Below are 23,740 nucleotides of genomic sequence, written 5' to 3'. Positions count from 1 at the left end.
AGCCCCGAGGGCAAATGCGACTTGTGCGCTCCGGCTGGCATGATGAATGCCGTGCCTGCGTCTTCTTACTTCAGCGTCTTGCGCAGCCAGGCGATGAGCTGCTGCTGGTAGTCGCTGTTCAGCTTTTCCCAGCCGCCCATGCCGTGGCCGCCGCCGGGCACAGTGATGGTTTCGCAGGAGTTGCCTGCGGCTTTCATCTTGGCTTCAAACGTCACGCTCTGGGAGAGGGGCACAGTTTCATCTTTGTCGCCATGGATCTGCAGAAAGGGCGGCAGTCCGGCGCGGATGTGGTTCATGGGAGAAATCTCTGCCAGCTTCTGCCATGCGGCGTCATTCAGCTCCGTCATGCCGATCAGCCCGCCCAGGCGGTCGAGCACCTTGCGGCGCTGCACCTGCACCACGAGATCGTGCGGCGCATAAAACGGCACCACAGCGGCCACGCGTGTGTCGCCCTCTCCCTTCACTCCGGCCCACGAGACGAGATGCCCGCCTGCGGATTCGCCGATGATGGCGATGCGATTTACATCCACCTTGTATTCTGCGGCGTGCGCCTTCACCCACTTGATGGCGCTCAGCACATCCTCTGCACAGGCCGGCCACGGATGCTGCGGGGCCAAACGGTAGTTGATCGTGAACCAGGTGAAGCCTGCTTTCGAGAGCGGCTCAAACAGCGGCTTGATAAACGAATGCTTGTCCCCCTTGGTGAACCCGCCGCCATGCACCAGGATGCACGTGGCAAAGGGGCCTGCACCCTCTGGAGTGAAGGCGTCCAGCGTCAGGCTCACGTCCCCCGCCTTGGCAAACTCGATGTCCTGCTTCAGCCCCGGCATGGAAAAGGGCGCATCGGCGGCGCAGAGTGCGGAAAGAGAGAGCAGGCTGAGAAGCAGGAGTGATTTCATGGCACGATACAACGCCCCGGCAGGCGCGGCTTTGCAAGCGTTCCTGCTTTCAAATCGTGTGCTGCCCTCAGCCTCCGATGAGCCGCACGGCATGCGCCTCTGAGAGCGTGGGCACTTCGGTCTTGGCTAGCAGGCGGTGGATCACGCTTTCAGGCACGCTGGCTTCGCGTGCTTTGTTCTGGCGCAGGATGGTGGCCAGCGGGGGCTCGAGGTAGATGATCTCCACGCGTGCGTGGTAACTCAGAAAGAGGTCGATCCAGCGCCTGCGCAGCATGGAGGTGAGGTTGGTGGCATTGAAGGCAAAGCTGCGATGCGCACGAAGGTGCTCGCGGCAGTGCTCCCGGGCGGTCTGGATGACCTGCCCTTGGTTGTCGGTGGAGGAGACGTCCAGCTCCTCGCGCACGGCATCCAGCGAGACGACAGAGAGGCCGCGCCGCTCAGTGGCCAGCCAGGTATCCTTGCCCGCGCCGGGCAGGGCGCTCATCATCGTCACCGTGCAGGTGTAGTCTTCATGCGGTGTGTAGTGCAGGCTGGTCAGTTCATCGCGGTGGTAGAGCAGCCGCGCGTGGTCATTGGCAAAGGGATATTCACAGTTGAAGCAGCCATGCTCCAAAGCCGTGTCCCGCCACAGATGCAGCGTCTCCTCCGGACGGCTCATCTCCTCGGCATGGCGACCACGGGTGTCCGCCAGTGCAAAGAGATAGAGCAGACGGTTGGAGAGCAGGCTGGAAAGCTGGATGACGCTGCGCTCAGGCTCGCGGGACTCCAGCAGGTAGGGCGGGCGGCCGTGATAGCGCACGAGACGCACGATATGCTCGCGGGTGGGCAGGTCGCAGCCGAGATCCCGCAGGATCTGGCGCGTCATGGCTGCACCCACGAGGGAGTGCTTGGGCGAGCGCGTGCGTCCGGTTTCAGGATCCAGCATGGTCGTGGCCGGTTTCCCCGCATCATGCAGCAGCGCCACCAGCAGGAGCATGATCTGCTCCTGCCGGCTGAGATCAGGGTACTCCGCCAGCCGTGTGACCTGCTCATACACCATGCATGTGTGCGTCCACACATCTCCCTCCGCATGCCACTGCGCATCCTGCATGCAGGCACGCATGGGCGCGGCCCAGGGCTGGCGGGAGGCCCAGTCGAGGATGGTGGCGTCGTCCGCCCTGAGCATGTTCGCCCAGGATCTCATGACCAGATGTCGGCTCCTTCTGCCAGCTGATTGGGCACCATCTGCTGATGCTGCCAGTGTGCGCTCTGTTTCACTTTTTCGACAAATTCCGGCCGCACGATCTTTGCGCGTCCCGTCACTCTGTCGCCCGCCTCAGTGCGCAGGTAGAGGCCCTCCATGCGTGAATCCGTGCGGCCGGTGAGCGGATTCTGAAACTCGGCCTGGTAGGCGGAGGTGGTGATGATCTCCAGCAGCTGCTCGTGCCTGGCCGCACCCGTGTGCACCACGGGAACGGTGTGCAGGCCGGTGCCCTCCAGCAGGGCCAGCCTGCGCTGCAGGGAGAGGAAGCAGCCCGCTTCTTTGTCATAGATGTCGAACTCAAAGAAGTAGTGTGGCAGGGCGTGGTAGAAAATGCTGTGCTTGGCGTAAACCCACTCGCCAAAGAGGATGTGGCGGTCTGCCAGCATGCCCTCCAGCACGGGGCGCTTCACCGCCACCCATTGCTTGAAGAGGTCATACTGCGGGTGCATGCCCTCGGTGATCTCATGGCCACGGCATTGCAGCACCATGCGCCCGGTGGACGCGAAGTGGATGCCCACATTCGTTCCGTCCAGCTTTTCCTCCACGATGAGGGAGGGATCGGCGATGAACGCGGCGGAATCCTTCGACCCCATGTGGCGGTCGTCGTCCGTGCCCTTCGAACCAAAGAGGTGCGGGGTGCGCGGGTATTTGATGAAGTCGTCTCGTGAAGCACCCATGGCGGAGGGGTGTGTTCAACGATCAGCGGCGGAGGTTGATTAGATTTTTTTCTCCATCCGCTTCAGCTTGCTGCGCGGCGGCCGTTCGCAGCCACCGCGCCGGCAGGCTTTTACTTCTTCTTCAAGATCACGTCTCCGAGGCTGAACATGGGGCCGTAGATGGCGTAGATGAGGAAGCCCACCATGACGCCGAGGATGAGCATGGTCAGGGGCTCGATCATCTTGTCCAGGGTGGAGGCCAGGTTGTCGAGGTCCTCCTCGTAGTCGTCGGCGATTTCGGAGAGCATTTCCGTGCCGGAGCCAGTTTCGGAGGCCAGTTCGATGAGGCCGCAGAGGTTTCGCGCATCAGGGCCGAGCCAGTGGGACTCCATGAGGAAGGCCTCATGCAGCGTGCGGCCCACAGAGATGTGTTCGCGCAGACGGATGAAGAGCTCCTTGTAGTGGTAGTGCCAGCTGGCCTGGGCGGTGATGTCCAGCGCGCTGGTGAGGCGCACGTTGGACTCGGTGAGCATGGCCAGGGTGCGGAAGCCGGTGGCGGCGGCGGATTTACGCACGATGACGCCCACGGCGGGCAGTTTCAAAAACAGATCCTGCATCGGGCGCAGGGAGCTGATCCTGCCCCAGTTCACAAAGAAGTAGTACAGTCCCACAAACGGCAGCGCGGCCATGTAGGGGCGGTGCAGGAAGAGGTCTGAGAGGGCGATGAGCACCTTCGTGCCCATGGGCAGTTCCGTCTTGAAGGAGGCGAAGAGCTTGGCCATGGCGGGCACGAGCGTGAAGCTCATGGCAATGACCACCGCCACGCCGAGCACGATCACCACGGCCGGGTAGATCATGCCGCCTTTGAGCTTTTTGATGATCTTGGAGCTCTTTTTCTGCGAGACGGCGATTCGCTTGCACACCTTGGCCATCTGACCGGCTTCTTCACCTGCGACGATGAGGGAGAGCATGTCGTCGGGAAAGAGCTTGGGGAATTTGGCGATGGCGTCGCTGAACTTGTCCCCCACCGAGATGCCGTGCACCACCTCGGCGATCATGCCTTTGTAGGTGGCGGATTTGACGCGGTTGGTCTGCAGCAGCAGAGATTTGGTCAGGGAGATGTTGCGCTCCAGGCATCGGCCCAGTCCGGCGAAGAAGGCGGCGCTGTCTTCGGTGTTGGGCTTGGGGCTGGTGAGGCGGTGCAGCTTCTCATCCAGGCCGGTGATGGTCTGGATGGTGGTGGTCTCGTTCTGCGCCACCCCGGCGCCGATGAGGGCTTTGTCATCGGTGTCCGTGTCCACGAGAGTCTCGGAGGACTTGCCTGAGTGGACGTTGGTGATTTTGACTTTTTTAAGCATGGCTAGTGTGGCTGAAAGGTGGAGCTCAGGGCGGGGCGCGGAGATCGGTGACGAGGCGCGGGCGGTAGGCGGTGAGAGTGTAGGAGGCGCCGGCGCTTTTGGTGCTGGGGTTCTGGGAGCTGTTCACCACTGCGGTGCAGAGCAGCGTCTCCATGACGACGCCGTTGACGGTGGTCTGCCCGCTCTCCACCAGGGTGGGGGCGGCAAACATGGCCTGCTGCAGCACGGCATTCTGCGTGAGGGAGGGCATGAGCGCGTTTACCTGCACGGTGGAAAGCCCCAGCTGCCAGAGGCGCACGGCGTTTTCCTGGTAGTTGCGCGTGACGCTGATGCGCAGCGCCATTTCCTCCTGCAGCATCAGCGTGGCGGAGAGGCTGACCATGGCGGTGGCGCTCACGGAGACGATGGCCGCCGCCGCGAGCACCTCGATGAGCGTGTAGCCGCCGCGCGCCCTGCGGGCGGTTTGCGGTTGTCTGCGATGGTTTGCCGTTGTTTGCGGTTGTTTGGAAAACCACTGCAAACAATGGCCAGCCATTGCAAACCACGGCAAACTCTGCGTGCGAAGGTTCTTCATGGCGGGGCTACGGGGGCAAAGTAGGACTCGAGCCACGCATCGCGCGGGAGGAAGGTGGAGAAGGCGGGGCCGTTGTTGGTGGCGGCGGGCACGGCGGGGTCGTTGTCGCTGGTGAAGAGCAGGCGGCTGGGATTGGTGCCGCCGGAGGCATAGCGCTTCACGGTCCAGTTGGTCATCACACCTCCGAGCCAGCGGATGCTCTGGGTCAGGTTGGCAGGCATGTTGAACATGAGGGACGTGTATTCATTCACCAGCACACAGCGCCAGCGGAACTCGCTGCCGGAGATGGGGTTGTTGACCCAGGACAAGTCGATCACGGGCGGTGCCGCGGCGGCAGAGCGTGTGTTTTTAAATGCCAGCACATGGCGGCGGTTGTTTTCGCGCTCAAAACGGATGTCGCGTATGCTGTCTCCATTGAGGGCGGGCATGATGGTGATGATCACCGGCTTCAGATAGGCTGCGTTGGCAAAGGCCGTGGCGTTGCTCTGGCCCACGAAGATGATCTGGTTCACCGCGCCGGTGATGCGCATGTTTTTGAGATACTGGCTGTCCAGCTTGATGAAGAGAACCTTCAGGCTGTCGCTGTAGCCGCGAGGCCAGTCCGGCGGCTTGTAGGTGGGATTGGTCTGCTGCGCGATCCAGTAGGCCTCGGTGGAGGAGTTGAAGACATTGTTGGTGTCGATGGTGACAGTGGGTGTGCGGCCTGCGGCGGCTTCGCGGTCCTGGAAGTGCCAGAGGGAGTTGTCCGGGTTGTTGTTGTTTTGGACGACGTTGAGGTAGCCTTGAAAGTCGCTGGTGCCGCTGCTGTCGATCGGGCCGGAGGTGCTGGGCACCACGGGGAGGTTGGAGGGCAGCAGCGCCTTGCCATTGGGATCTGTGCCATACACCGGGTAGGGAATGGAGGGCGGCTCCAGCGTGGCGTGGGACTGGATGTAGAGTGATTTGGTGAGAAACGGGAGCTGCAGCGGGCTGGGGGTGTTGGCTACGAAAAGAGAGCGCGGGTGGTGAAGCACGGTGCGGCCCTGCACAGTCCAGCAGGCGATGTGGCCGCCGGAGCTGGAGCTGGCGTCGGTATAGACGTCGAGCTGCGTCCTGGCTGCATCAGGCTTGCGGTAGATGCAGAAGAGATCCCCGTTGAGCACAGGGGGCATGGTCTTGAGAAACTGCCAGCTGTTAAAGTCGTCGATGTTTCCCGCCGTGTCGGAATCTGGACGCACGAGCTGCTCCACATTGAGGTAGGAGGCTCCGGGGCGCAGGCCGGTGTAGTTGTAGGGATACACGGTGGTCATGCCTCCAGGCGTGTTTTCGGAGGTGTAGACATTGAGGGCGTTCCATCCGGATTTGGTATTGATGCTGCCGGTGTTCTTTCCGAGCACGATGTCTTTGGAGGAGCTCAGGGTGCTGTTGGGCACCAGCGCCTGGCTGCTGGTGCACTGCCAGGCCAGCAGGCGGGAGCTTTCCAGACCCACGTGGCGCTCGATCATGCTCTCCAGGTAGCTCACCTGGGAGGCGCGTGTGCTCATCAACGCCACCCATGAGGTGACGAAGATGCCGCTGACCACCATGAGCATGAGCGCCGCCGCCATGAGGGCGCCACGGCTGCTGCTGCTGAGAGGGGTCTGTGGGTGGATGCGCATGGGGGATCAGAGGGCCGGAAACATGGGCACGGTAAACATGAAGGCGGTGCGCCCGGCCATGTGGTTGTAGGCCTGGCGCGGGTCGGAGGAGGCAAAGGTGTTGGCCACGGCTCCGAGGTGGCGGGCGGTGGGGTCCGGCCACCAGATGAAGTAGAAGGGCCGCTCGTAGGCGCGCTTAAAGCGGTCGATGGTGGCAGGCGTCTCCCGCAGCGCCAGGCGCTCGGAACGCTCAAAGGTGACAAAAAGCGGGACAAAGCCGTCTCCGCTCCACTGGCTGGAGCTGGTGGGGCTGGGGACGGATGGCGGGAAAAACACGTCGTAGCCGCCCGTGTAGCTCAGCGTGGAGGTGGTGGTGGCCGTGCCGGAGTCTGAGTAGCGTTTGACGGAGGCGTAGATGCCGTTGGGCTGGCTGGCAGCCGTGAAGCGCATGACGTCGATGTCATAGAGCGCGGTGACTTTGAGGTAGCCGGGGTACTTGCTGTAGCCGAGCACGAAGATGCTGGCGTTTTGCGGCACGGCGGTGTTGTCGTTGAGGGGGTTGCGGTAGTCGCGGTAGAGGGTGGTGGAGACGGATGCGCGGGCGATGAGGTGGGCGCGGAATTTCTGCGGGGTGTCCAGCTCTGCATCCTGCGTGGCGTCATACGCGATCATGGAGGGCTTGTAGGTATTGACACCGTCCCGCGGCAGGCAGAAGACGGCGGTGGCGCTGATGGTGTCTGTGAGAAACTGCTCCCGCAGTTCCTCGGCCAGGGAGAGCGCTCCATACTGCGGGGCCATGCCGGTGTTGACCGATGAGCCTGCGGTGCCGTAAAAATTGAGCATGGCCTGGCTGCCGACCGGCACGCTGACGATGGAGGAGACGCTGGGCTGGCTGCGCACGATGGTGCCATACGTCACCACGACGCCGCCCAGGATCATGGCGGAGAGTGCCAGCACCAGCAGGAGCTCCACGGAGGTAAACCCCCCTGGCTGATGATGTGCACGGCGGTTCATCATTTGGGGGCTGGCGTGGGATTGCCAAAGAGCATGCGCACCACGGACTCCACGGCAGGAGAGGGCGGCTGGCTGGCCGGCTGCTGCTGCTGATCTGCAGGCGCGGGAGCGGCGGCAGTGGCTGCAGCACCAGTGGGTGCGGCGGGCTGTCCCGGGGCGGAGGGGGCAGGCTTTTGCTGGGCCACGGCTGGCGGCTCAGGCTGGGCGGGCTGCGCCATGCGGGGCGGGGAGAAAGGGGTGGGATCGTCCGCCACGAGCTGGGCACGTGGGGGTACGGCCTCGGGCGTTGCGGCTGCTGCGGGCAGGGGAGCTGGCGCGGTGGCTGCCGGGGCTGCTGCAGGCTGCTGAGGCTTGGCGGCCAGGGCTGGGTCTCGCGGTGGCAGGGACATCTTCGCGTTGACGCTGCGGGACTTCTTGGCCTCCTCCTCGGTCTGCCCGTGCATGATGTAGCGCACCTGCGGCGAGATGTTGATGGGGATGAGCATGAGCTTGGGCGGCAGGCCGGTCATGCGCTTCTCCGTCCATGCCAGCTCGATGTGCTCGGCGGTGATGTTTTTCACGCGCAGCTCCACGAGCTGCCCAGGCAGCACCGGGGGCACCACGCGGCCGGTTTCAAGAATGATGTCTCCCAGCAGCACGCGCATGCGGCCATCTTCCATCCGCTTGATGCCCACCACGGGCAGCTTCAGCAGCCTGTCGCGCACACGGTTTTCCTCGGTGTCTCCGGTGTTCTGGCGGCTGAGCGCCTCGTTTTCAGATTCAAAGGGGTTGTGCTCCTCCGGCTTGACGGTCTCGGGGGTTTTTTCATCCGGGAGCACCAGCTGGTATTGCACGCGCTTGTCCTCTTCCTCCTCCTTGCCAGGCGGGGTGGTCTGGGCGCGGGCTGTGGCGGCCATGATCGTGAGAATCAGGCCCGGTAGCAGCAGTCGGCAGGCGGCGTTCATGGCTAGGATTTTTTGGCGGGCTTGGCGGCGGCTGCAGCGGCGGCGGCCTTTTTCTTGTCCGCATCTGCGGCGGCGAGGTCAAAGATGGGAGTCTCAAAGGAGACATCCATCTTCAGCTGGGAACTGGTGCTGCCGCCGGTGATCTGCACCACGCGCATGCGCGCGGTGGGCAGGCGGCGCTCGATGTCCCCGAGCCAGTTGAGCACCTTGGCGTACTCCTCCTCGATCGTCATGGTGGTGATGATGGACTTGGGGATGATCTTGTTGCCGGAGGAGGACTTGGGCTCGGTCTTGCGGGAGCGGACGAGGTTGATGCCGCGCTCGCGCAGGCTCAGCTCGATGGTCTGCTCCGCCTCCTGCTGGGTCTGCATGTGCTCGATGGAGGGCAGCCAGGCGCGCAGAAAGCGGCGCACCTCCTCGGTCTGCTCCTTGAAGACGGCGGTCTCGATCTCCGCCGTGGAGCGCTCGTTTTCAGCGGTGACGGCGGCGGTCTCAGCGTCCTCCGCTTCAGCACGGGTGGTGGCCACGGTCTTGTGGATCATCTGCGCGGTGTAGGTCAGCACACCGACGAACGCGAGCAGGATGAAGCAGGCTATTTGCTTGGGGTTCATGAGGGGCGGTGTGGGGGTTAGTCGGCCTGGCGCACGAGGGTGGAGTGGTATTCCACAAAGTCTCCGTTCTTGGTCTGCTGCGGGGAGTAGGAGCGGTAGAGCAGCTGGCCCAGCGCGGACTCGATGGCGGCCAGTTCGGTGGAGACATTGGTGCCGTTCACATGGATGGTGAGGGCGATGTTGGAGGGCACCTGCTCATTGCGCTCCAGCGCCACCTGGGTGATGCGGGTGTCCGGCTGCAGAGCGCGGGCGATCTTGACGGCGATGGGCTGCATGTTGCGCGCGCCTTCCATCCACTGCGCCACTTTTTCCGCCTTGGTGGCTTCGGACTCCAGCTCGGCCTTTTCAGCCTTGAATGCATCGCGCTTCTCCGCGCTGATCTTTTCGCGCTGCTGTGCTTCCGTCTTCTGCTGCAGGGCCTTCTTGTAGTTAAAGTAGTCCATGGTCATGACGTAGGCGCTGAAGAGCAGGGCCACGTAAAAGACCACGGGGATGGCGCGGAAGCTGGAGGGCAGGCGGCGCGCGGTGTCGGTGCGCGGCGTCTTGAAGTCATGGCAGAGATACTCGTTCATGGCAGGGGCTGGTGTTTAGTGTTCTCCGATGATGGTCCAGAGCAGGTCGTCCTGCGTGAGGTCGGCGGCGCCCACCTTCTCCAGGTGCAGCATGAGCTCGGTGCGGAATTTGTTGTCGTGCCCGTCTCCCACAAAGTACACCGGGCTGCCCTGCGGCACCTTGGCCAGCAGGGGGCTGATGATCTGCAGCGCCGTCTCCACGGCTTCGGGGCCCAGGCCGCTGCGGCAGCGGATGTCGCGCCACTGGCCCTCCTGCTGCACCAGCACGGCCAGGGAGCCCTCGCACGCGGCGATGAGCACAAAGTCCGGCGGCGTGCCGCCGCTGCTGGCGCGGAAGATGCTGAGCACGGCATGCTCCAGCATGGCAAAGAGGCCGCAGCACACACGGCCGGGCTTGAGGTTCACCGTCTTCAGCGTGTCCTCCGTGACCTTGACCATGGACTCCTCCACGGCCAGCAGCAGGCTGGCGGTGGTCTCGGGGTGGTGGCAGATGGCGTAGCGCTTGCCACGGTCGTACTTGGGCCCCAGCACGGCGCGCGGGTTGGTGCGCAGCAGGCCCACGACGTTGTCTCCGCGCATGAGGTTGTTTTCCAGGCTGATGATGAAGCGGTGGTTTACGGAGACGGAGCACCAGCCGTTTTCCACCATGCCCTTCCATTCTTCAGCGCGGTGGGGGGCGGTGTCTGTCAGCTCGCCCTCCTGCGTGCCGCCTTCTTCAAAGCGGCCGCGCTTGTTGACGGAGCGCCAGCTCACGGCGCTGCGGCTGACGTTGAGGAGAAGAGACTTGCGCCCCTCGTAGCGTTTCCCCCACGGCACGGCTGAGTCGTCGGGGTCGGCTTTGAAGGCGGCAAAGCTCAGTACGGATTTGATTTCATCCAGCAGCATATACGGAGGTCAGTTGTTCTTTGGAAAGGAAGTCGTACACCTCATGCTCGGTGTAGCCGGTCTTGCGGGCGGTGGAGGGCTTCCAGCCGTCGGACATGCGCATGTTCAGGCAGCGCTCAAAGCTGATCATCCCGCGTGTAAAGCCCGCCTCCAGCTCCTGCTCCAGGTTCTTGAACTCGCCGCGGCGGATCATGCCGCACACGGAGTCATAGGGCAGGAGCAGCTCATGGATGGGGAAGCGCTTGCCGCGCGCCTCATCAAAGAGCAGGCGCTGGCAGAGGATGCCGCGCAGGGAGTCGGCAAAGGAGAGCATGGCGTTTTCCATGCGGTCGCTGGGGATGAGCTTCAGGTAGCGCTGCACCGTCTGTGCGGCGGAGGAGGTGTGCAGCGTGGCCACCACCACGTGGCCCGTTTCAGCGGCCTGCAGGGCGATCTCCGCCGTCTCCCCGTCTCGAATTTCTCCCACCAGGATGACGTCGGGTGCTTGTCGCAGAGCAGCGCGCAGGGATTTGTTGAAGTCGAGCTCGTCGGTGCCGATCTCGCGCTGGGACACCAGGGAGGGGATGCCGGAGGGATAGACGAATTCGATGGGGTCCTCAAAGGTGAGCACGTGCTCCTGGCGGCGCTTGGCGCGCTCCAGGATCATGGAGGCGATGGTGGTGGATTTACCGGAGCCGGTGGCACCGCACACGAGGAAGAGGCCGTTTTTGGCCTCCAGGAAGGCTTTGATGGCAGGGGGGGGCACCATGAGCTTGCTGATGTCCGGAATGTTTTCCGGCAGCAGACGCAGCACCCAGCGCGGACGGCCGCGCGTGACCATGCGGTTCACACGATAGCGGCGGGAGCCGAGCTGCAGCGCGTAGTCCACGCACCCGGGGGTAAACTCCAGCGGCCGCTCCGGCTGGTAGATGAAGGAGTCGTAGAAGAGCTTGCCGTTGCGCTTGTAGGTCAGCGGCTCCCAGGGAGTGACATAGAAGTCGCTCACCCCGTTGTCCTTGGACAGGTGGAGCATGCGGTAACCGAGCTGGCTGCGTTCGTGAATGTCTTCCATGGAGCGGGTGGGTCAGAAGTTGCTGGTGAAGCGGGCGCGCAGCTCCACGGCCGCCGTGGCGCCCTCAAAGATGAGGAGGTTGTTTCCCTGGACGACGCTGGAGCTGGGGTCGAGAGACTGCCACTGCAGCTCCAGGCGGTACTGCACGCCGTCGATGGTGATGGTGAAGTCGGTGGTGGGGTTCAGCAGCTGCACGACGTCCGCGCTGGAGAGGGGATCGCTGGTGTTGGGCGTGCTGACGAGGCCGAGATTGATGTAGGCGGTGTAGCTGACGGCAGGCTGGCTGAGGTTCAGGTTCACCGTGAGGGTCACGGCGGTGGCTTCGCTGTTGTAGAAGGTGGTGCCGTTGGCGAGCTGCATGGCGCCAAAGTCGAACCAGGTGTTGGGCGCGATGTTGTTGAACCCGGCTGGGGTGAAGCTGATGGAGTTCTGCATGCCGGCATCGAGGTACTGGCCGCCGCCGAGGTCGAGCTTGGTATTGCCGGACTTGAAGGTGGAGGTGGTGTCGGTGTTCTGCGTGTTCGTCACCAGATTGGGGCCGCCTTTGGCATTTCCCCAGCTGCCGGTGTCAGTACCGGTAAAGCCGCTGATGAGGCGGTAGTAGGTCTGTGAATTGACGTTGCTGTTGGCAAACTCCGCCGTGCGCGTGCTCACATTCTGCGCCTGGATGTTCATGGCCGGTGTCAGCGGGATGGGGCCTGTGTACGTCTGCCATGACCCGCCATTGATGCTGTACATGAGAAGGGAGGCGCCCGCCGGTCCTGCCCCCACGATGGCCACGGTGCTGGGAAAGCTGCCAAAGGCAAAGGTGCCGCCGCTGGGGGTGAAGATGGGCGTGGTGAGCATGGCCAGCGTGGGCTGCGAGCCGGGACCGCCACCGCTGCCGCCATCTCCGCCGCCGCTGCCGCCACCCGAGTCTGTAGGGGGTGTGGAGGAGGCGGGCGCAGTCTCATTAGGATCAAAGCCGGAGGCCGGAGTCACGGGCGTGGTGGCCGTGGGGTCCATGTAGTTCGGGGTGCCCGGCGTGCCGGGGTTGCTCCACACCCAGCCAGTCTTGCCGGAATTAAAGGCATACAGGGATTTGGTGCGCGTCTCCGTGCCGTAGTCAGCGGAGGCCAGGGCATTGTCCAGATAGAATTCCTTCACACCGCTGCCACTGGTGCCAATATAGAAGCGCTGCTTGGTGCGGTCCCAGAGGGCGCGCTGGGCTCCGGCAGGGTCCGAGGTCGTCGTCATCCGGGCCTGCAGGCGTACGTCCAGCAGCTTGCCAGAGACCATGCCTGCATGCTGCTGCCACTCGGACTGCGGGCGGCTGCGCTTCATCTTGTCGATGATGGCCTGCGGGGAGGAAAGGCCCGCCAGACTGCCGCCATCTGCCAGGTAGAGAGCGATCATGTGATTGATCCCCGCCACGTCGGCCTGCAGCTTGCCGGCATTGCTGCCGCCCACATCGCCACCCATGCTGTTGACCAGGATGCCGGTGATGACGCCGAGAATGGCGATCATGCTGACGAGTTCGAGCACTGAAAATCCACCACAGCAGTTCTCACTGCACGTGCCCGCTTTGGGAACTGTGGATTTTATGGGGGTCATCAATCAGATACTAAATAGTTAAACTTGCCTAAATTCAAGGCGAAACATATGAAAATTATAGAAAATGGCGTAAAACAGTCAATCCTCCTGAATATTTTGCTAAAATCATAAAATCAAGACAACGGAGTGTTAAATGTCATTTGATTTGCTCGACCAGTGAAGGTATAATTTCCATAATTATGCGCCAATTTCATGCTTTGTTCCAGCTAAAACTCCTGCTCTGCCTAGCTCTGGCAGCCTTCGCAGGAAGCTCTCTGCGCGCCCAGTTCAACTCCAACGCCGCCCAGCTGTTATCCCCTGAGTATGAGGCGGAAGCAGGCAAGCTCAGAATCGCCGCGCCACAGCAGTATGACTTTTCCAAAGCCATGCTGAGCGACGTACTGCGCTTTCTGGCCACCGATGCGGGCATCTCCTTCTTTTCCCTGCCGGACGACAGCGCCGAAGGCAGCAAGCTCATCACCTTTTCCATCAAGGCCAGCCCCTTCCAGGTGCTGGAGACGCTGTGCAAGGCCAACGGGCTCGCCATCATACCAGACCATGGCATCTGGTACATCCGCCCGGCGGACGACCGTGAGCTCATCGGCAAGTCCTATGAGATCAAAAACAACGCCGTGGAAATGGTGGAGCGCGTGTCCTCCTCCGGCACCACCTCCATGAGGACCGGGGCCATCAGCAGCGCCGCCACCGGCATGGACCTGCAGGGCACCAGCCAGGCCTTTGAGGTCAAGCGCAGCGAGGTCGTCAATGACATCCGCGCCCTGCTGGGCCTGGGCCCGGAGGAGGCAGAAGGCGCAGCCGCCATGGGCGGCGGTGGTGCCGGCATCCCTGGCATCGCGGCCGGTGCAGGGGGCGCAGGCATGGGCGGCGGTGCGCTGGATGAGGCCCGCGCCATGAACTCGAATGAACTCAGCTCCGTGCGCAAGCCCAAGGTCATCTGGAAATCCGACTCCAACACCCTCTACATCGTGGCCACACGCCTGCAGCACATGTGGGTGGAGGGCTTTCTGTCCGCTGCGGACAAGCCGCAGTCCCTCATCGCCATCGAGGTGAAGTTTATCGAGACCTCGCGCGACCCCTCGCGTGAGTTTGGCATGGACTGGAGCTCCACGCTGGGCAGCGGCGGCACATTCCGCCAGGTGACGGAGTCCAACACCACCGTGGACACCACCACCGGCCTGCCCACCACCACCATCAAGTACAACAACACGCCCACCACCGGCGGCTACGCCACCTCTGTGCAGTCGCTGCTGGAGGTCTTTAACGTGAACCAGATGGCGCACAACTCCTTCCCCATGACCAGCATCCTCAGCGCGCAGGACGTGAACCTGAAGCTGCGTGCGCTCATGCAGGACCAGGAGACCAATACCACCTCCTACCCGCGCATGGTCACGCTGAGCAACCGAGAGGTGGCCATCCGCGCCGTGGTCAACCAGCCCGTGCTCGATGCCAGCTCCACCGCCAGCTCCGGCTCCACCGGCGCCACCACCACCACCAAGGTGGCCTACCTGCCCATCGGCACCGTGCTCAACATCCTGCCCAAGCGCATGCAGTCGGACAAGGTGCTGCTGAACATGGCCGTGACCGTCTCCAGCATCATCGGCTCCCAGGTCATCTCCGGCAATCCCTACCCGGTGGCCTCCTCCCGCGTGTACAATGCCCCCGTGGAGATCGAATCCGGCTACACCGTGGCCGTGGGCGGCCTGGATGAGGCCACAGAGAAGGAAGCGCAGACCGGCGTGCCCTTCCTGAGCAAGATCCCCGGCCTGAAATGGCTCTTTGACTACAAGAGCCGCAGCAAGAACCACAAGAGCCTCATGCTCTTCATCACGCCCACCATCATCGATGCACGCAATGGCGGCCTGCCTGCCGAGCCGCAGTCCGTGGTGCCGCGCCGCCCCGGCCTGGCCTCCAAGCCCCGCGTGGACAGCAGCACCGGCACCCTGGTGGGCGGCAGCAGGGCCCTGCCAGACGCCGTGGCCTACCTCTCCCGCGAATGCGAGATCCTCGGCAACACCGTCAAGGAAAGCCGCATCACCCCCGAGCTGACGCAGAAGCTCAAGGAGCTCAAGATCGCCGTGGAGCGCATCAATGCACAGTGCGAAAACCTCAAGCTCTCCGAGCCCCAGCAGTTTGGCATGATCGACCAGCAGCAGCAGTCCCTGAAGACCATCCTGGAGCGCCTCGCCTCCTTCCAGCGCACGCTCTTCACCAAGAAATACCTCTGAGCTGATCCCGCCCCCGCCTTCTTCATAGCCGAGCGCCACGTGCAGCGATGCCGTGGCGTTTTGTTTTCCGCAACGCACGCACGGCAGGTGGAAAAATGCCATCTCATAGCACGACATGCCATGGCACTGCACAGCACGGAAACCTGGCGCAGCGCGCGCGAACAAGGCGCCAGCAAAGTGGTCCGCACAACGCGAAGCCAGCCGAAGGCAATCCTCTGTGCGGCACGGACAGCCCATTTCTCCCTTTTTGAGAAGAGCTTTCGAGCGTCACTTGCACCAGCTCGCGTTGAGAGCATGGGGCCCATCATCAGAGGGAGGCCGCTGGATTCTGCGCAGGTGGATGCTGGACTTATACCACGAGTCCTTGAAAACGGGTCTGCAATTCTGTCGCCGCAGGCATGGCGTGCATCTGGATTTGGAGTGCGGTCGCGCAGATGCAAGGCGCAGGCCTGCATCGGAGCCACCGCTTTCGCGGGGTCGTGAAGGTTCTTCGGCCTCAGCCAGCTGTCCGGCCTGCGGAGCCGAGCGAAGCGAACCGGAGCGTAGCGGAGATAGCCGAAGGCAAACAGACGACTGAAAGGAGCCCGTAGGGTGAGCGAAGCGAATCAAAGCGGTAGCTTTGTTCGTTCCTCACTGCTCGACCGCACTCCAAATGGGACGCTGCGCTTTCAGGCCCCAGAACCTGCGTCACGCTCATGCACTTACGGGCTATCGCCACACCCATCCCACGATCCAAGATAGCGGACCAGCCATTCCACTTGTTATCCGAGGAAGACTCTGAGTCTGTGATCCTGTGAAGACTCGTTTTCAACTGCCAGTGGTATTATTCATCGGGGAGCTTGCGCACCGCACAGAGGATTGCCTTCGGCTGGCTTCGCGTTGTGCGGACCACTCTAAAACCCAGCTCCCCCGCGCAAAAAAAAAGCGCCGGGCTGCACTCAGGCATCCGGCGCTCGCTTGCTGCCATCTTGTGGCATCGGCATCCTCAGCGTGCGGCCACGCGCTCAAACACGCGGGGTGTTTCCAGTGCGGCACTCTTGGGCTTCGGCGCGGGCTTGGGGTCCAGATTTTGCGCCAGCTCCTCTTCAGTGACCTTCGATTCCACGCCCTTCTCAGGCACGTCCACCTTGGTGACCCACAGCAGGGCGTTCAGCACGGCCTTGCGCACGTTGTCATTGCCCCAGTTGGCATGGAAGTGACCGCCGGTGAAGCCAAAGCCGCGACCGCCATCGGTGCGCTCCACGGTCCACATCATGGTCTCAGGCGTGCCCTTTTCCGCCTGGATGTGCGGGTAGGGGCCCTTGGGGGCCACGTAGGGGCCGTCGCGGGTGGCATCGCTCGGAGGTGCCACCAGGATGGGCACAAACTTCGCCGCGCCATCCGTGGCCGGCTTGTCGCCATGACCAAAGGCCGGGCGGAAGCGCATGTGGATGTACCACTCGTCCTTGGTGGTGAAAGGCTGCACGCCATTCGTGATGGGGTGCTGCGGCAGCTGAGTGTAGTTTGCGTCCCAGATCGGGTTGCAGGAATACGCATTCTCATAGTGTCCGCCCAGCCACTCCTGGAATTCCTTGCCCGCCTGACCGGCTACGACTTCGACTCCGTAGTGCATGCAGCCAAAGCCCACGCCCTTGGCCACCAGGCCGCGCAGCGTCTCCAGATGCCCGTCCACCACGGCAGGGTGCTTGCCGCCGCCATCGGCGTAGATCACCACGGCATCCGCATCGGCAAAGGTCTTTTCATCGCTGACCCAGCCCATCTCATGGCGGTCCACCACCAGATTCGGCACGCTTTTCAGGCACTTTTCCAGCAGGATGGTTCCTGCGCGGAATTCATGCATGCCCGCCGGGTGCGAGGGCTTTCCGGCGATCAGCACCAGCTTCTTCTTCCCATCCGGCGTGACGGCCTGGAGAGATGCAGCGGCGGCGAGAAACAGAGCGAGCAGATGAAGCGGCTTCATGAAAGGGAAGGGGAGAGTGTGGTTGGGTATCCTGAGCCCGCACCATTCCTGCCACGCCGAGCAAATCAAGAGGCAGTACGGCAGGGTGCAGCAGCCTTCGGGGAGGCGTTGAAGGAGGGGCTTCTGGAAAGGGTGAGAGTGAACGGGACAGCAGAACGTGCTGGGACGAAGGATTCCAGGGACACGGCGCAGCGCGTCCCTACCAGCTTGCGCGGTGCGTCACGTGAAAGGAATGGTAGGGAACCGCTGCGTCGGGTCCGTGATTTCGGGTCTGTCGCGTCGCAGGCGATCAAAAAAGTGCGCCGTCCTTGGAGCGGTGAGCGGCAGGCCACTTCCGCCGAGCGCACAAATCCCATCGATGGACGAAGACACCGCCTAAAGTTCCCGACTACGCTGATTTCCGCTCGCCAAATCACCGCGCCGGGCTTGGGTGGGGTGCTGAGCGATGTGCTGCCGGTGCAGTCCCGCTCTGCATTCCCAGAGAATAGCCGTTCATGCCATTTCCGCATCAGCTACAAGCACAAGCCATCTGCGACCAGCTCGGTGTTCTTGCTGATCAGTTGAAAGCGCGCACACGGGCGGGGCACAACGATGCCAATCACTGGCTGGAGTCGGTCATGAAGAGGTTCTTCAATGCCCTGATGGGCTGGGAGCTGGTGAACCTGAATACCGAGCAGTCCAATTATCCCGCAGCAGACCTCGGCGATGCCACTCTCCGCATCGCCGTGCAGGTGACCAATCAAAATGCGGGAAGCAAGATCACAGAGACAGCAAAGAAAGCCATTCAGCATCAGTTGGGGGGAAAGTTTGATCGCATCATCATCTTCTTCCTTCTTCCCGAAAAGCCTTCCGTGCCCAAGGCCTTTGAGCAGCCAGCCAACGGCCCCGGCATCGAATCCTGGGATCTTGCCGATCTGCTCAAGCTCATGGCCGAACTGCCAGACCAGAGTCGTATCGCGGATGCGGCGGCAGTGCTTTCGAGGGAACTGAGCCGCGAGGTCACAGGCATAGCCCCGCCTCCCTCCAATCTACCCGGCGGGTATATCGGTCAGACGTTTGTGGGGCGGGAGGAGTTCTTGAAGGATCTGCGTGCTTCGCTGCTCAAGCAGACACATGCCACGGCCATCACGCAGTCGATGAGGCGGCAGCAGCAGCCTGCGGCCACGGTGGCGGAGGGGCTGGGCGGTCTGGGCAAGACCCATGCCGCCGTGGAGTATGCGCACCGGCACCGGGCAGAGTATAGCGCGCTGCTGTTTGTTGGTGGTGACACTCCGCAGAAGTTGCAGTCTAGCCTAGCGAGCTTGTGCGAAGTGAAGGGGCTGTCGTTGGACAAGGACCTGCCGAATGAGGAAGAAAAGCGGGCACAAATCGCCTTGCGCTGGCTGGCTACGCACAAGGGCTGGCTGCTGATCGTGGACAATGTGGATGATGAGAAAGCCGCAGCGGCGCTGACCACGCACTTTGACCAGCTCCGCCACGGCCATGTGCTCATTACCTCCCGTCTGCATCATTGGTCGAATCAGGTGGACTCTCTGGACCTCTCCGTGCTGAGCACCGAGGACGGCGCCGACCTGCTGCTGCAGCTCACGGACAGGCACCGCCGCAAGACCGCCGATGACGACACCCAGGCCCGCACCCTGGCCGAACAGATGGAGGGCCTGCCCCTGGCGCTGCATCAGGCCGCTGGCTACATCAATGAAAACGCCTGCACCCTGGCCCAGTACCTGACCACCTATAAAGACAAAGAGCAAACGCTCGAGTTGCTGGGGTGGTTCAATGACCACAGTATCCCCTACGAGCGTCCCATTAAAAAAGCACCGCGTCCCGTCCTCATCACCTGGAAGACCAGCTTTGACCAGCTCACCGAAGACGCCCGCCTCTGGCTGCTCGTCTTCTCCCACTACGCGCCCGAACCCATTCCGGAGTTTCTGGTGGAGGCTGCGCCGGGTGCGGATGAGCAAGACAAGGCCCTGCTGCGTAGTGCCCGCCAGGCACTCGCGCAGATGGACAAGCTGGGACTGATCACACGCTACAGAGATGATCCGCCCCGTTTCAAGATTCATCGCTTGGTGCAGGAGGTGACAAGGCTCAGTGGTGGTGTGGCGAAGCGTGCTGCGGCGCTGGATTTGGGTATTCGGCTTATGAATTTAGGCTGCCCAGGTGATCCGCAGGATGTTCAAACCTGGAAGAAGTGGAATCCGCTAATGTCTCATGCACAGGCTCTTTGCTATTATGCGTCGGATGAACCTGCGCCAGAGAGGCTGTCGTGGTTGCTGAGTTGCCTGTCTCTACTGCTGGACACCAAATCACTGTATGCACAGGCCGAGCCGCTGATACGTCGGGCCTTGCAGCTTGATGAGGCCAATTTCGGCCCGAACCATCCAGTAGTCGCTACGAGACTCAACAATCTTTCTACATTGCTGCTGGACATGAACCAAATGGCGGAGGCCGAGTTGTTGATGAATCGGGCCTTGCAGATCGATGAGGCTAGCTTTGGCCCGGATCATACCCAAGTCTCCATCCGCCTCAATAACCTAGCGCAGTTGTTCCAGGCTACGAACCGGCTGGAGGAGGCCGAGCCGCTGATGCGCCGGGCCTTGCAGATCGATGAGGCCAGCTTTGGCCCGGATAATCCCAGTGTCGCCATCCGCCTCAATAATCTCGCAAGATTACTACAGGAAACGGATCGGCAGTCGGAGGCTGAGCCGCTGATGCGCCGGGCTCTGAAAATAAATGAGGACAACTATGGTCCGGCTCATCCCGCAGTAGCCATTGGCCTCAACAATCTTGCAGGGTTGCTCCTGGTCACAAACCGTATGGCGGAAGCTGAGTCGCTGATGCGCCGTGCCTTGCAGATCGACGAAGTCAGCTTTGGCCCGGGTCATCCCGATGTCGCACTCGATCTCAACAACCTTGCGACGTTGTTCCAGGATACAAACAGGTCGGCGCAGGCGGAGCCTCTGATGCGCCAGGCGGTGGGAATCTTTGTGCGCAGGCTGGGGATGGAGCATCCGAATTCTCAGGCAGCTTTTCGAAACTACATAGACCTCCTCCAAGCCCTAGAACTACCTGAAGCAGAAATCGAAAAGAGGGTGCGGGAGGCGGTGGGCGGGGGAGCTGGGGAGGGGTGAGGACCAGCCGCTGGCTGGCTGCAGGGAGGGGGCTTCGCGGCGGTGGGGGGCGTGGTTTCGGCTGTGGCAGGGGATACCACGACCTGCTGCTTTCCGGCTCATCGTGGTTCGGTGGTCGGCAGCGGGGTGCGGGATGGTTCATTTTTGTGCGACTTGGCGGTTGACTTTTAAAAAAGGGTCCCAAGCGAGTGGTTGTCATGAAACAACATCCTAGACCGACACAGAACATGAATACGTCCTCCTCCACTTCTTCCACCTCCACCACCGCCCGGGCACGGGGCGGGCAGCCGGAGGGGCTGCCGGGCCGAATGATCACACGGCAGCAGATGGCGGCCCATGTGGGGCTCTCCGTGCGCATGATCGATGAGCTCACACACACGGGCGTGCTGCCATATTTCAAGATCGGCAAGGCCGTGCGCTATGACCTGGCGGAGGCGGAGGCCGCATTCCGGGCGCGGTATCATGTGGCTGCGCACCCAGCGCTGGGTAGGGCGGGCTGTCCCCAGCCCGCCGCGTCGGAGGATGGCGGCACCGTAGCAGCCACACAACGCCAAGAGGGCCTGGGGTGCGGGGTTTGCCCTGGGAGCGCAGAGAGTCAGGGGACGCCCGGCGGAGGCTTGGGGACAAGCCTCCCTACCTTAAACCTTCCGGCCTCCGGCAGCCCTACCTCATCTGGCTGCGCCGTCGCATCTGCCAATACCACGAACTACCACGAGCAGGCAGCGCCTGCCGCTTCCTCCTCCTCCTCCTCCTCCTCCTCCTCCTTCACAACCCTCAACCCCGCCGCCTGAGGTACACGCCATGAGCCATCCTACTGAATTTACCGGATCCCAGCTTTCCGCGCCGGAGAGCGAGGAGCAGATTCTCTCCGTGGTGCTGGACGGGCATGCCGACTGGCTGCCTGCGCTGCAGCGCGTGCTCCGCATGCCGGAGGTGTTTGTGGACCCCGAGCGTCGCCGACTCTGGGTGCTGCTGCTGGAAATGCACGCACGCGGGGAGGTCATCACCATGGACAGCGTGGCCGTGCACCTGCGCCGGCAGAGCGGCATCGAGGGCGTGCGCAGTCTGGGGCTGATCATGGGACGACATGCCATCTTCAGCTATGAAATGGCAGAGTGGCACGCGCGGCAGCTGGCCCACGCGCATGGCCGCCGCCTGCTGGCGGAGGCTGCGGAGATGGCCCAGCGCGCCGATGCCGGACCGCAGGAGATGGCCGCCGTGCTGCGCCAGAGCCTGCACAAGATGGAGCACATCGCCTACACCACGGGGGAGGACGCCCCGCGCCCGCTGCCGCTGGTGGCGGCGCTGCCACCCGTGCTGCCCTTTGATCCCGACTGGCTGCCGGAGACCTTCCGCCCGTGGATCACCGACATCGCCGAGCGCATGCAGTGCCCGCCGGAGTTTCCCGCCGTGGCGGCCATGACGGCGCTCTCCAGCGTGTGCGGCCGGCGCTTCTGCATCCAGCCCAAGGAGCATGATGAGGGCTACACCGAGTTTCCCCATCTCTGGGGCATGATCATCGGCAATCCCTCCCTGATGAAGTCCCCCTCCATGCAGGCCGCCATGCGCCCGCTCAAGACGCTGACCGCCGATGCGCAGCGCAACTACGCCGAGCAGGTGCGCGCACGCCAGGCCACGGAGATCGAGGCCCGCATGCGCCGCAGCGCGCTGGAGAGTGCGGCCAAGAAGGCCACCAAAAACGGCGAGGCCTTTGACTACGCGCAGCTCATCCAGAACGAGGACGAGGAAGGCCCGCCGCTGCGCCGACTCACCGTCAACAATCCCAGCCTCGAAGCCCTGGGCGAGGTGCTGCGCGAGAACCCCACCGGCACGCTCCTCTACCAGGACGAGCTGGCCGGTCTGCTGGCGCTGCTGGAAAAGGAGGGGAATCAATCCCTGCGCGCCTTTTTGCTGCAAGCCTGGAGCGGCAAGGAAGGGTTCACCTTTGACCGCATCGGGCGCGGGCGTCGCTACATCGAGGCCTGCGCGCTCAGCGTGCTGGGCAGCATCCAGCCGGGCGTCATCGCCAGTCATGTGCGTGCCGCCAGCAGCCACAGTGCGGGGGCAGACGGCTTCCTGCAGCGTTTTTCATTAATGGTGTGGCCGGACGTGAAATCCGAGTGGCAGGACATCGACCGCCCGCTGGACCGCACGGCCGAGTGGGATGCGGAGTGCGTCTTTGTGGCCATGGAAAACCTGACTGCCGAGGAGCTGCTGCGCCAGGGCGTGGCCCCCGGGCGCGATGACATCCCCACCTTCCGCTTTGACCCGGAGGCGCAGGAGCTCTTCCGCGACTGGCGCAGCCGTTTTGAGAACCGCCTGCGCGCAGGCCGCATGCCCGCGCCCTTTGAGGCGCACCTGGGCAAATACCGCAAGCTCATCCCCGCGCTCTCCGTGCTCATCCACGCAGCGGAGAGCTTTGGCGGCCTGGTGCCCCTCAGCGCCCTGCAGCGCGCCCTCTCCTGGGCCGACTGCCTGGAAAGCCACGCCGCCCGCGTCTATGCCTCCAGCACCACCGCCGACACCGACGCCGTGCACACCCTGCTGAAAAAACTGCTCGATGGCACCGCAGGCCTGCCCGAGGAGTTTCGGGCACGGGATGTGCGGAGAAAGGGGTGGAGCGGACTGTTGAGGCCGGAAGATGCCGAAGCCGCCTGTGAGCAATTGGCAGAGTACCGCTGGCTCATCGCCACCACGCAGCCTGCGGTGGTGAAGGCCGGACGCCATACCATCAGCTACCATCTCAATCCACAGGCGAAAAACGCAATGCATGCCGCCTGAAAGCATTGCCGAAACCGCCGAAATTGCCGCGCATGGGTATTTCGGCGGTTTTGGCGGTGTGTTTCTCAGCGTGAAATTTTTTTCTGCGAATCTGGTCTGCGCTGGTGATGCCTGAAAGTTCGTAAAACTGCCTTAAATGCCACAACCTACCATCTCAATCTGTGGATGAAAAATGCAGCGCATGCCGCCTGAAAGCACTGCCGAAACCGCCGAAATTGCCGCGCATGGGTATTTCGGCGGTTTTGGCGGTGTGTTTCTGAGCGTGAAATATTTTTCTGTGTGCTGTCGTGGGCCATGCTGCTGTGGCAACCGCATGCCTGACAACCCCGGTAAGGGCTCCTGGAAGGAGCAGAGACATTAGCCGGTGGTGGAGCGAAACCGCGCAGCGGTGCAGCGGGAACCACCGGACCCTGACACACCTCTGATTCCCTTCAGGGGCGCATGCCGAAGGTATGCGAGAGGGAAGCGGCCGCCCAGCGTGCACGAGGAGACTGCGCACACTTCTCGCATGCCTCCAGCATGCGCTCTTGAGCACAATGGTATGACATACCATATCCGGTGGTTCCCGCTCGCCAAGCCTCGCTCCACCACCGGCTAATATCCGGGCTCCTTCCAGGAGCCAATGGC

19 protein-coding genes are annotated in these 23,740 nt (G+C 62.8%); 5 read left to right on the top strand and 14 right to left on the bottom strand.

The window, feature by feature from the left end; all coding sequences use genetic code 11:
- Window positions 1-65 precede the first annotated feature (65 nt).
- The 13 genes from HNQ65_RS03580 to HNQ65_RS03520 all read right to left on the bottom strand — a co-directional run bounded on the left by HNQ65_RS03580 (window position 66) and on the right by HNQ65_RS03520 (window position 12,929).
- Window positions 66-899 (bottom strand): alpha/beta hydrolase, encoded by an 834-nt coding sequence (locus HNQ65_RS03580; RefSeq protein WP_184338098.1) that lies wholly within the window; start codon window positions 897-899, stop codon window positions 66-68.
- A 67-nt stretch (window positions 900-966) separates the two neighbouring features.
- Entirely contained in the window at window positions 967-2,082 is a 1,116-nt protein-coding gene (locus HNQ65_RS03575) for an ATP-binding protein (RefSeq protein WP_184338097.1), read from the bottom strand.
- Window positions 2,079-2,819 carry an RNA ligase family protein gene (locus HNQ65_RS03570; RefSeq protein WP_184338096.1) on the bottom strand — a complete coding sequence of 247 codons (741 nt, stop codon included), beginning with the start codon at window positions 2,817-2,819 and terminating at the stop codon, window positions 2,079-2,081. The genes HNQ65_RS03575 and HNQ65_RS03570 overlap by 4 nt, the downstream gene beginning before the upstream one ends.
- Window positions 2,820-2,929: 110 nt before the next feature.
- On the bottom strand, window positions 2,930-4,156 hold the full coding sequence (locus HNQ65_RS03565) for a type II secretion system F family protein (RefSeq protein ID WP_184338095.1): 1,227 nt from the start codon (window positions 4,154-4,156) through the stop codon (window positions 2,930-2,932).
- 25 nt (window positions 4,157-4,181) lie between these two features.
- On the bottom strand, window positions 4,182-4,730 hold the full coding sequence (locus tag HNQ65_RS03560; RefSeq protein ID WP_184338094.1) for a prepilin-type N-terminal cleavage/methylation domain-containing protein: 549 nt from the start codon (window positions 4,728-4,730) through the stop codon (window positions 4,182-4,184).
- A complete protein-coding gene (locus tag HNQ65_RS03555; protein ID WP_184338093.1) occupies window positions 4,727-6,367 on the bottom strand; it encodes a hypothetical protein in 1,641 nt (546 codons plus the stop codon). Before HNQ65_RS03555 ends, HNQ65_RS03560 begins: the two co-directional genes overlap by 4 nt.
- Window positions 6,368-6,373: 6 nt before the next feature.
- Window positions 6,374-7,363, bottom strand: coding sequence for a type II secretion system protein (locus tag HNQ65_RS03550; RefSeq protein WP_184338092.1), 990 nt, complete (start codon window positions 7,361-7,363; stop codon window positions 6,374-6,376).
- On the bottom strand, window positions 7,360-8,304 hold the full coding sequence (locus tag HNQ65_RS03545) for a hypothetical protein (RefSeq protein ID WP_184338091.1): 945 nt from the start codon (window positions 8,302-8,304) through the stop codon (window positions 7,360-7,362). The genes HNQ65_RS03550 and HNQ65_RS03545 overlap by 4 nt, the downstream gene beginning before the upstream one ends.
- A gap of 2 nt (window positions 8,305-8,306) precedes the next feature.
- The gene (locus tag HNQ65_RS03540) at window positions 8,307-8,915 is read right to left on the bottom strand and encodes a hypothetical protein (RefSeq protein ID WP_184338090.1); all 609 of its coding nucleotides are present in this window, start codon (window positions 8,913-8,915) and stop codon (window positions 8,307-8,309) included.
- Window positions 8,916-8,932: 17 nt separating this feature from the next.
- The gene (locus HNQ65_RS03535; RefSeq protein ID WP_184338089.1) at window positions 8,933-9,487 is read right to left on the bottom strand and encodes a hypothetical protein; all 555 of its coding nucleotides are present in this window, start codon (window positions 9,485-9,487) and stop codon (window positions 8,933-8,935) included.
- 15 nt (window positions 9,488-9,502) lie between these two features.
- The gene (locus HNQ65_RS03530) at window positions 9,503-10,372 is read right to left on the bottom strand and encodes a hypothetical protein (RefSeq protein WP_184338088.1); all 870 of its coding nucleotides are present in this window, start codon (window positions 10,370-10,372) and stop codon (window positions 9,503-9,505) included.
- Window positions 10,359-11,423: a type IV pilus twitching motility protein PilT gene (locus tag HNQ65_RS03525; RefSeq protein ID WP_184338087.1), complete on the bottom strand. Its 1,065-nt coding sequence runs from the start codon at window positions 11,421-11,423 to the stop codon at window positions 10,359-10,361. The genes HNQ65_RS03530 and HNQ65_RS03525 overlap by 14 nt, the downstream gene beginning before the upstream one ends.
- 12 nt (window positions 11,424-11,435) lie before the next feature.
- Window positions 11,436-12,929 (bottom strand): choice-of-anchor K domain-containing protein, encoded by a 1,494-nt coding sequence (locus HNQ65_RS03520; protein WP_184338086.1) that lies wholly within the window; start codon window positions 12,927-12,929, stop codon window positions 11,436-11,438.
- Between the two features lie 266 nt (window positions 12,930-13,195).
- On the opposite strand from HNQ65_RS03520, the gene HNQ65_RS03515 reads away from it, so the two are divergent.
- On the top strand, window positions 13,196-15,241 hold the full coding sequence (locus HNQ65_RS03515) for a type II secretion system protein GspD (protein ID WP_184338085.1): 2,046 nt from the start codon (window positions 13,196-13,198) through the stop codon (window positions 15,239-15,241).
- Between the two features lie 985 nt (window positions 15,242-16,226).
- Here the strand turns inward: HNQ65_RS03515 and HNQ65_RS03510 are convergent.
- Entirely contained in the window at window positions 16,227-17,201 is a 975-nt protein-coding gene (locus tag HNQ65_RS03510; RefSeq protein WP_184338084.1) for a ThuA domain-containing protein, read from the bottom strand.
- A gap of 494 nt (window positions 17,202-17,695) precedes the next feature.
- On the opposite strand from HNQ65_RS03510, the gene HNQ65_RS03505 reads away from it, so the two are divergent.
- The 4 genes from HNQ65_RS03505 (at window position 17,696) to HNQ65_RS26780 (ending at window position 23,228) form a co-directional block, all read left to right on the top strand.
- On the top strand, window positions 17,696-20,332 hold the full coding sequence (locus HNQ65_RS03505) for a tetratricopeptide repeat protein (protein WP_184338083.1): 2,637 nt from the start codon (window positions 17,696-17,698) through the stop codon (window positions 20,330-20,332).
- 227 nt (window positions 20,333-20,559) lie between these two features.
- A complete protein-coding gene (locus HNQ65_RS03500) occupies window positions 20,560-21,123 on the top strand; it encodes a MerR family transcriptional regulator (RefSeq protein ID WP_184338082.1) in 564 nt (187 codons plus the stop codon).
- Window positions 21,124-21,133: 10 nt separating this feature from the next.
- Entirely contained in the window at window positions 21,134-23,113 is a 1,980-nt protein-coding gene (locus HNQ65_RS03495; protein ID WP_184338081.1) for a YfjI family protein, read from the top strand.
- A complete protein-coding gene (locus HNQ65_RS26780; protein WP_281382051.1) occupies window positions 23,103-23,228 on the top strand; it encodes a hypothetical protein in 126 nt (41 codons plus the stop codon). Before HNQ65_RS03495 ends, HNQ65_RS26780 begins: the two co-directional genes overlap by 11 nt.
- Window positions 23,229-23,740 lie beyond the last annotated feature (512 nt).

It is taken from the genome of Prosthecobacter vanneervenii (genome assembly GCF_014203095.1).
GTDB classification, from domain to species: Bacteria; Verrucomicrobiota; Verrucomicrobiia; order Verrucomicrobiales; family Verrucomicrobiaceae; genus Prosthecobacter; species Prosthecobacter vanneervenii.
This window is presented reverse-complemented; position numbering and strand designations above follow the sequence as displayed.

Coding starts and splice junctions, on each gene's coding strand:
- HNQ65_RS03495 (WP_184338081.1), top strand. CDS start 21,134: ATGAGCCATCCTACTGAATTTACCGGATCCCAGCTTTCCGCGCCGGAG.
- HNQ65_RS03550 (WP_184338092.1), bottom strand. CDS start 7,363: ATGATGAACCGCCGTGCACATCATCAGCCAGGGGGGTTTACCTCCGTG.
- HNQ65_RS03530 (WP_184338088.1), bottom strand. CDS start 10,372: ATGCTGCTGGATGAAATCAAATCCGTACTGAGCTTTGCCGCCTTCAAA.
- HNQ65_RS03580 (WP_184338098.1), bottom strand. CDS start 899: ATGAAATCACTCCTGCTTCTCAGCCTGCTCTCTCTTTCCGCACTCTGC.
- HNQ65_RS03535 (WP_184338089.1), bottom strand. CDS start 9,487: ATGAACGAGTATCTCTGCCATGACTTCAAGACGCCGCGCACCGACACC.
- HNQ65_RS03525 (WP_184338087.1), bottom strand. CDS start 11,423: ATGGAAGACATTCACGAACGCAGCCAGCTCGGTTACCGCATGCTCCAC.
- HNQ65_RS03555 (WP_184338093.1), bottom strand. CDS start 6,367: ATGCGCATCCACCCACAGACCCCTCTCAGCAGCAGCAGCCGTGGCGCC.
- HNQ65_RS03570 (WP_184338096.1), bottom strand. CDS start 2,819: ATGGGTGCTTCACGAGACGACTTCATCAAATACCCGCGCACCCCGCAC.
- HNQ65_RS26780 (WP_281382051.1), top strand. CDS start 23,103: ATGCCGCCTGAAAGCATTGCCGAAACCGCCGAAATTGCCGCGCATGGG.
- HNQ65_RS03545 (WP_184338091.1), bottom strand. CDS start 8,304: ATGAACGCCGCCTGCCGACTGCTGCTACCGGGCCTGATTCTCACGATC.
- HNQ65_RS03520 (WP_184338086.1), bottom strand. CDS start 12,929: ATGATCGCCATTCTCGGCGTCATCACCGGCATCCTGGTCAACAGCATG.
- HNQ65_RS03500 (WP_184338082.1), top strand. CDS start 20,560: ATGAATACGTCCTCCTCCACTTCTTCCACCTCCACCACCGCCCGGGCA.
- HNQ65_RS03510 (WP_184338084.1), bottom strand. CDS start 17,201: ATGAAGCCGCTTCATCTGCTCGCTCTGTTTCTCGCCGCCGCTGCATCT.
- HNQ65_RS03515 (WP_184338085.1), top strand. CDS start 13,196: ATGCGCCAATTTCATGCTTTGTTCCAGCTAAAACTCCTGCTCTGCCTA.
- HNQ65_RS03560 (WP_184338094.1), bottom strand. CDS start 4,730: ATGAAGAACCTTCGCACGCAGAGTTTGCCGTGGTTTGCAATGGCTGGC.
- HNQ65_RS03565 (WP_184338095.1), bottom strand. CDS start 4,156: ATGCTTAAAAAAGTCAAAATCACCAACGTCCACTCAGGCAAGTCCTCC.
- HNQ65_RS03505 (WP_184338083.1), top strand. CDS start 17,696: ATGCCATTTCCGCATCAGCTACAAGCACAAGCCATCTGCGACCAGCTC.
- HNQ65_RS03540 (WP_184338090.1), bottom strand. CDS start 8,915: ATGAACCCCAAGCAAATAGCCTGCTTCATCCTGCTCGCGTTCGTCGGT.
- HNQ65_RS03575 (WP_184338097.1), bottom strand. CDS start 2,082: ATGAGATCCTGGGCGAACATGCTCAGGGCGGACGACGCCACCATCCTC.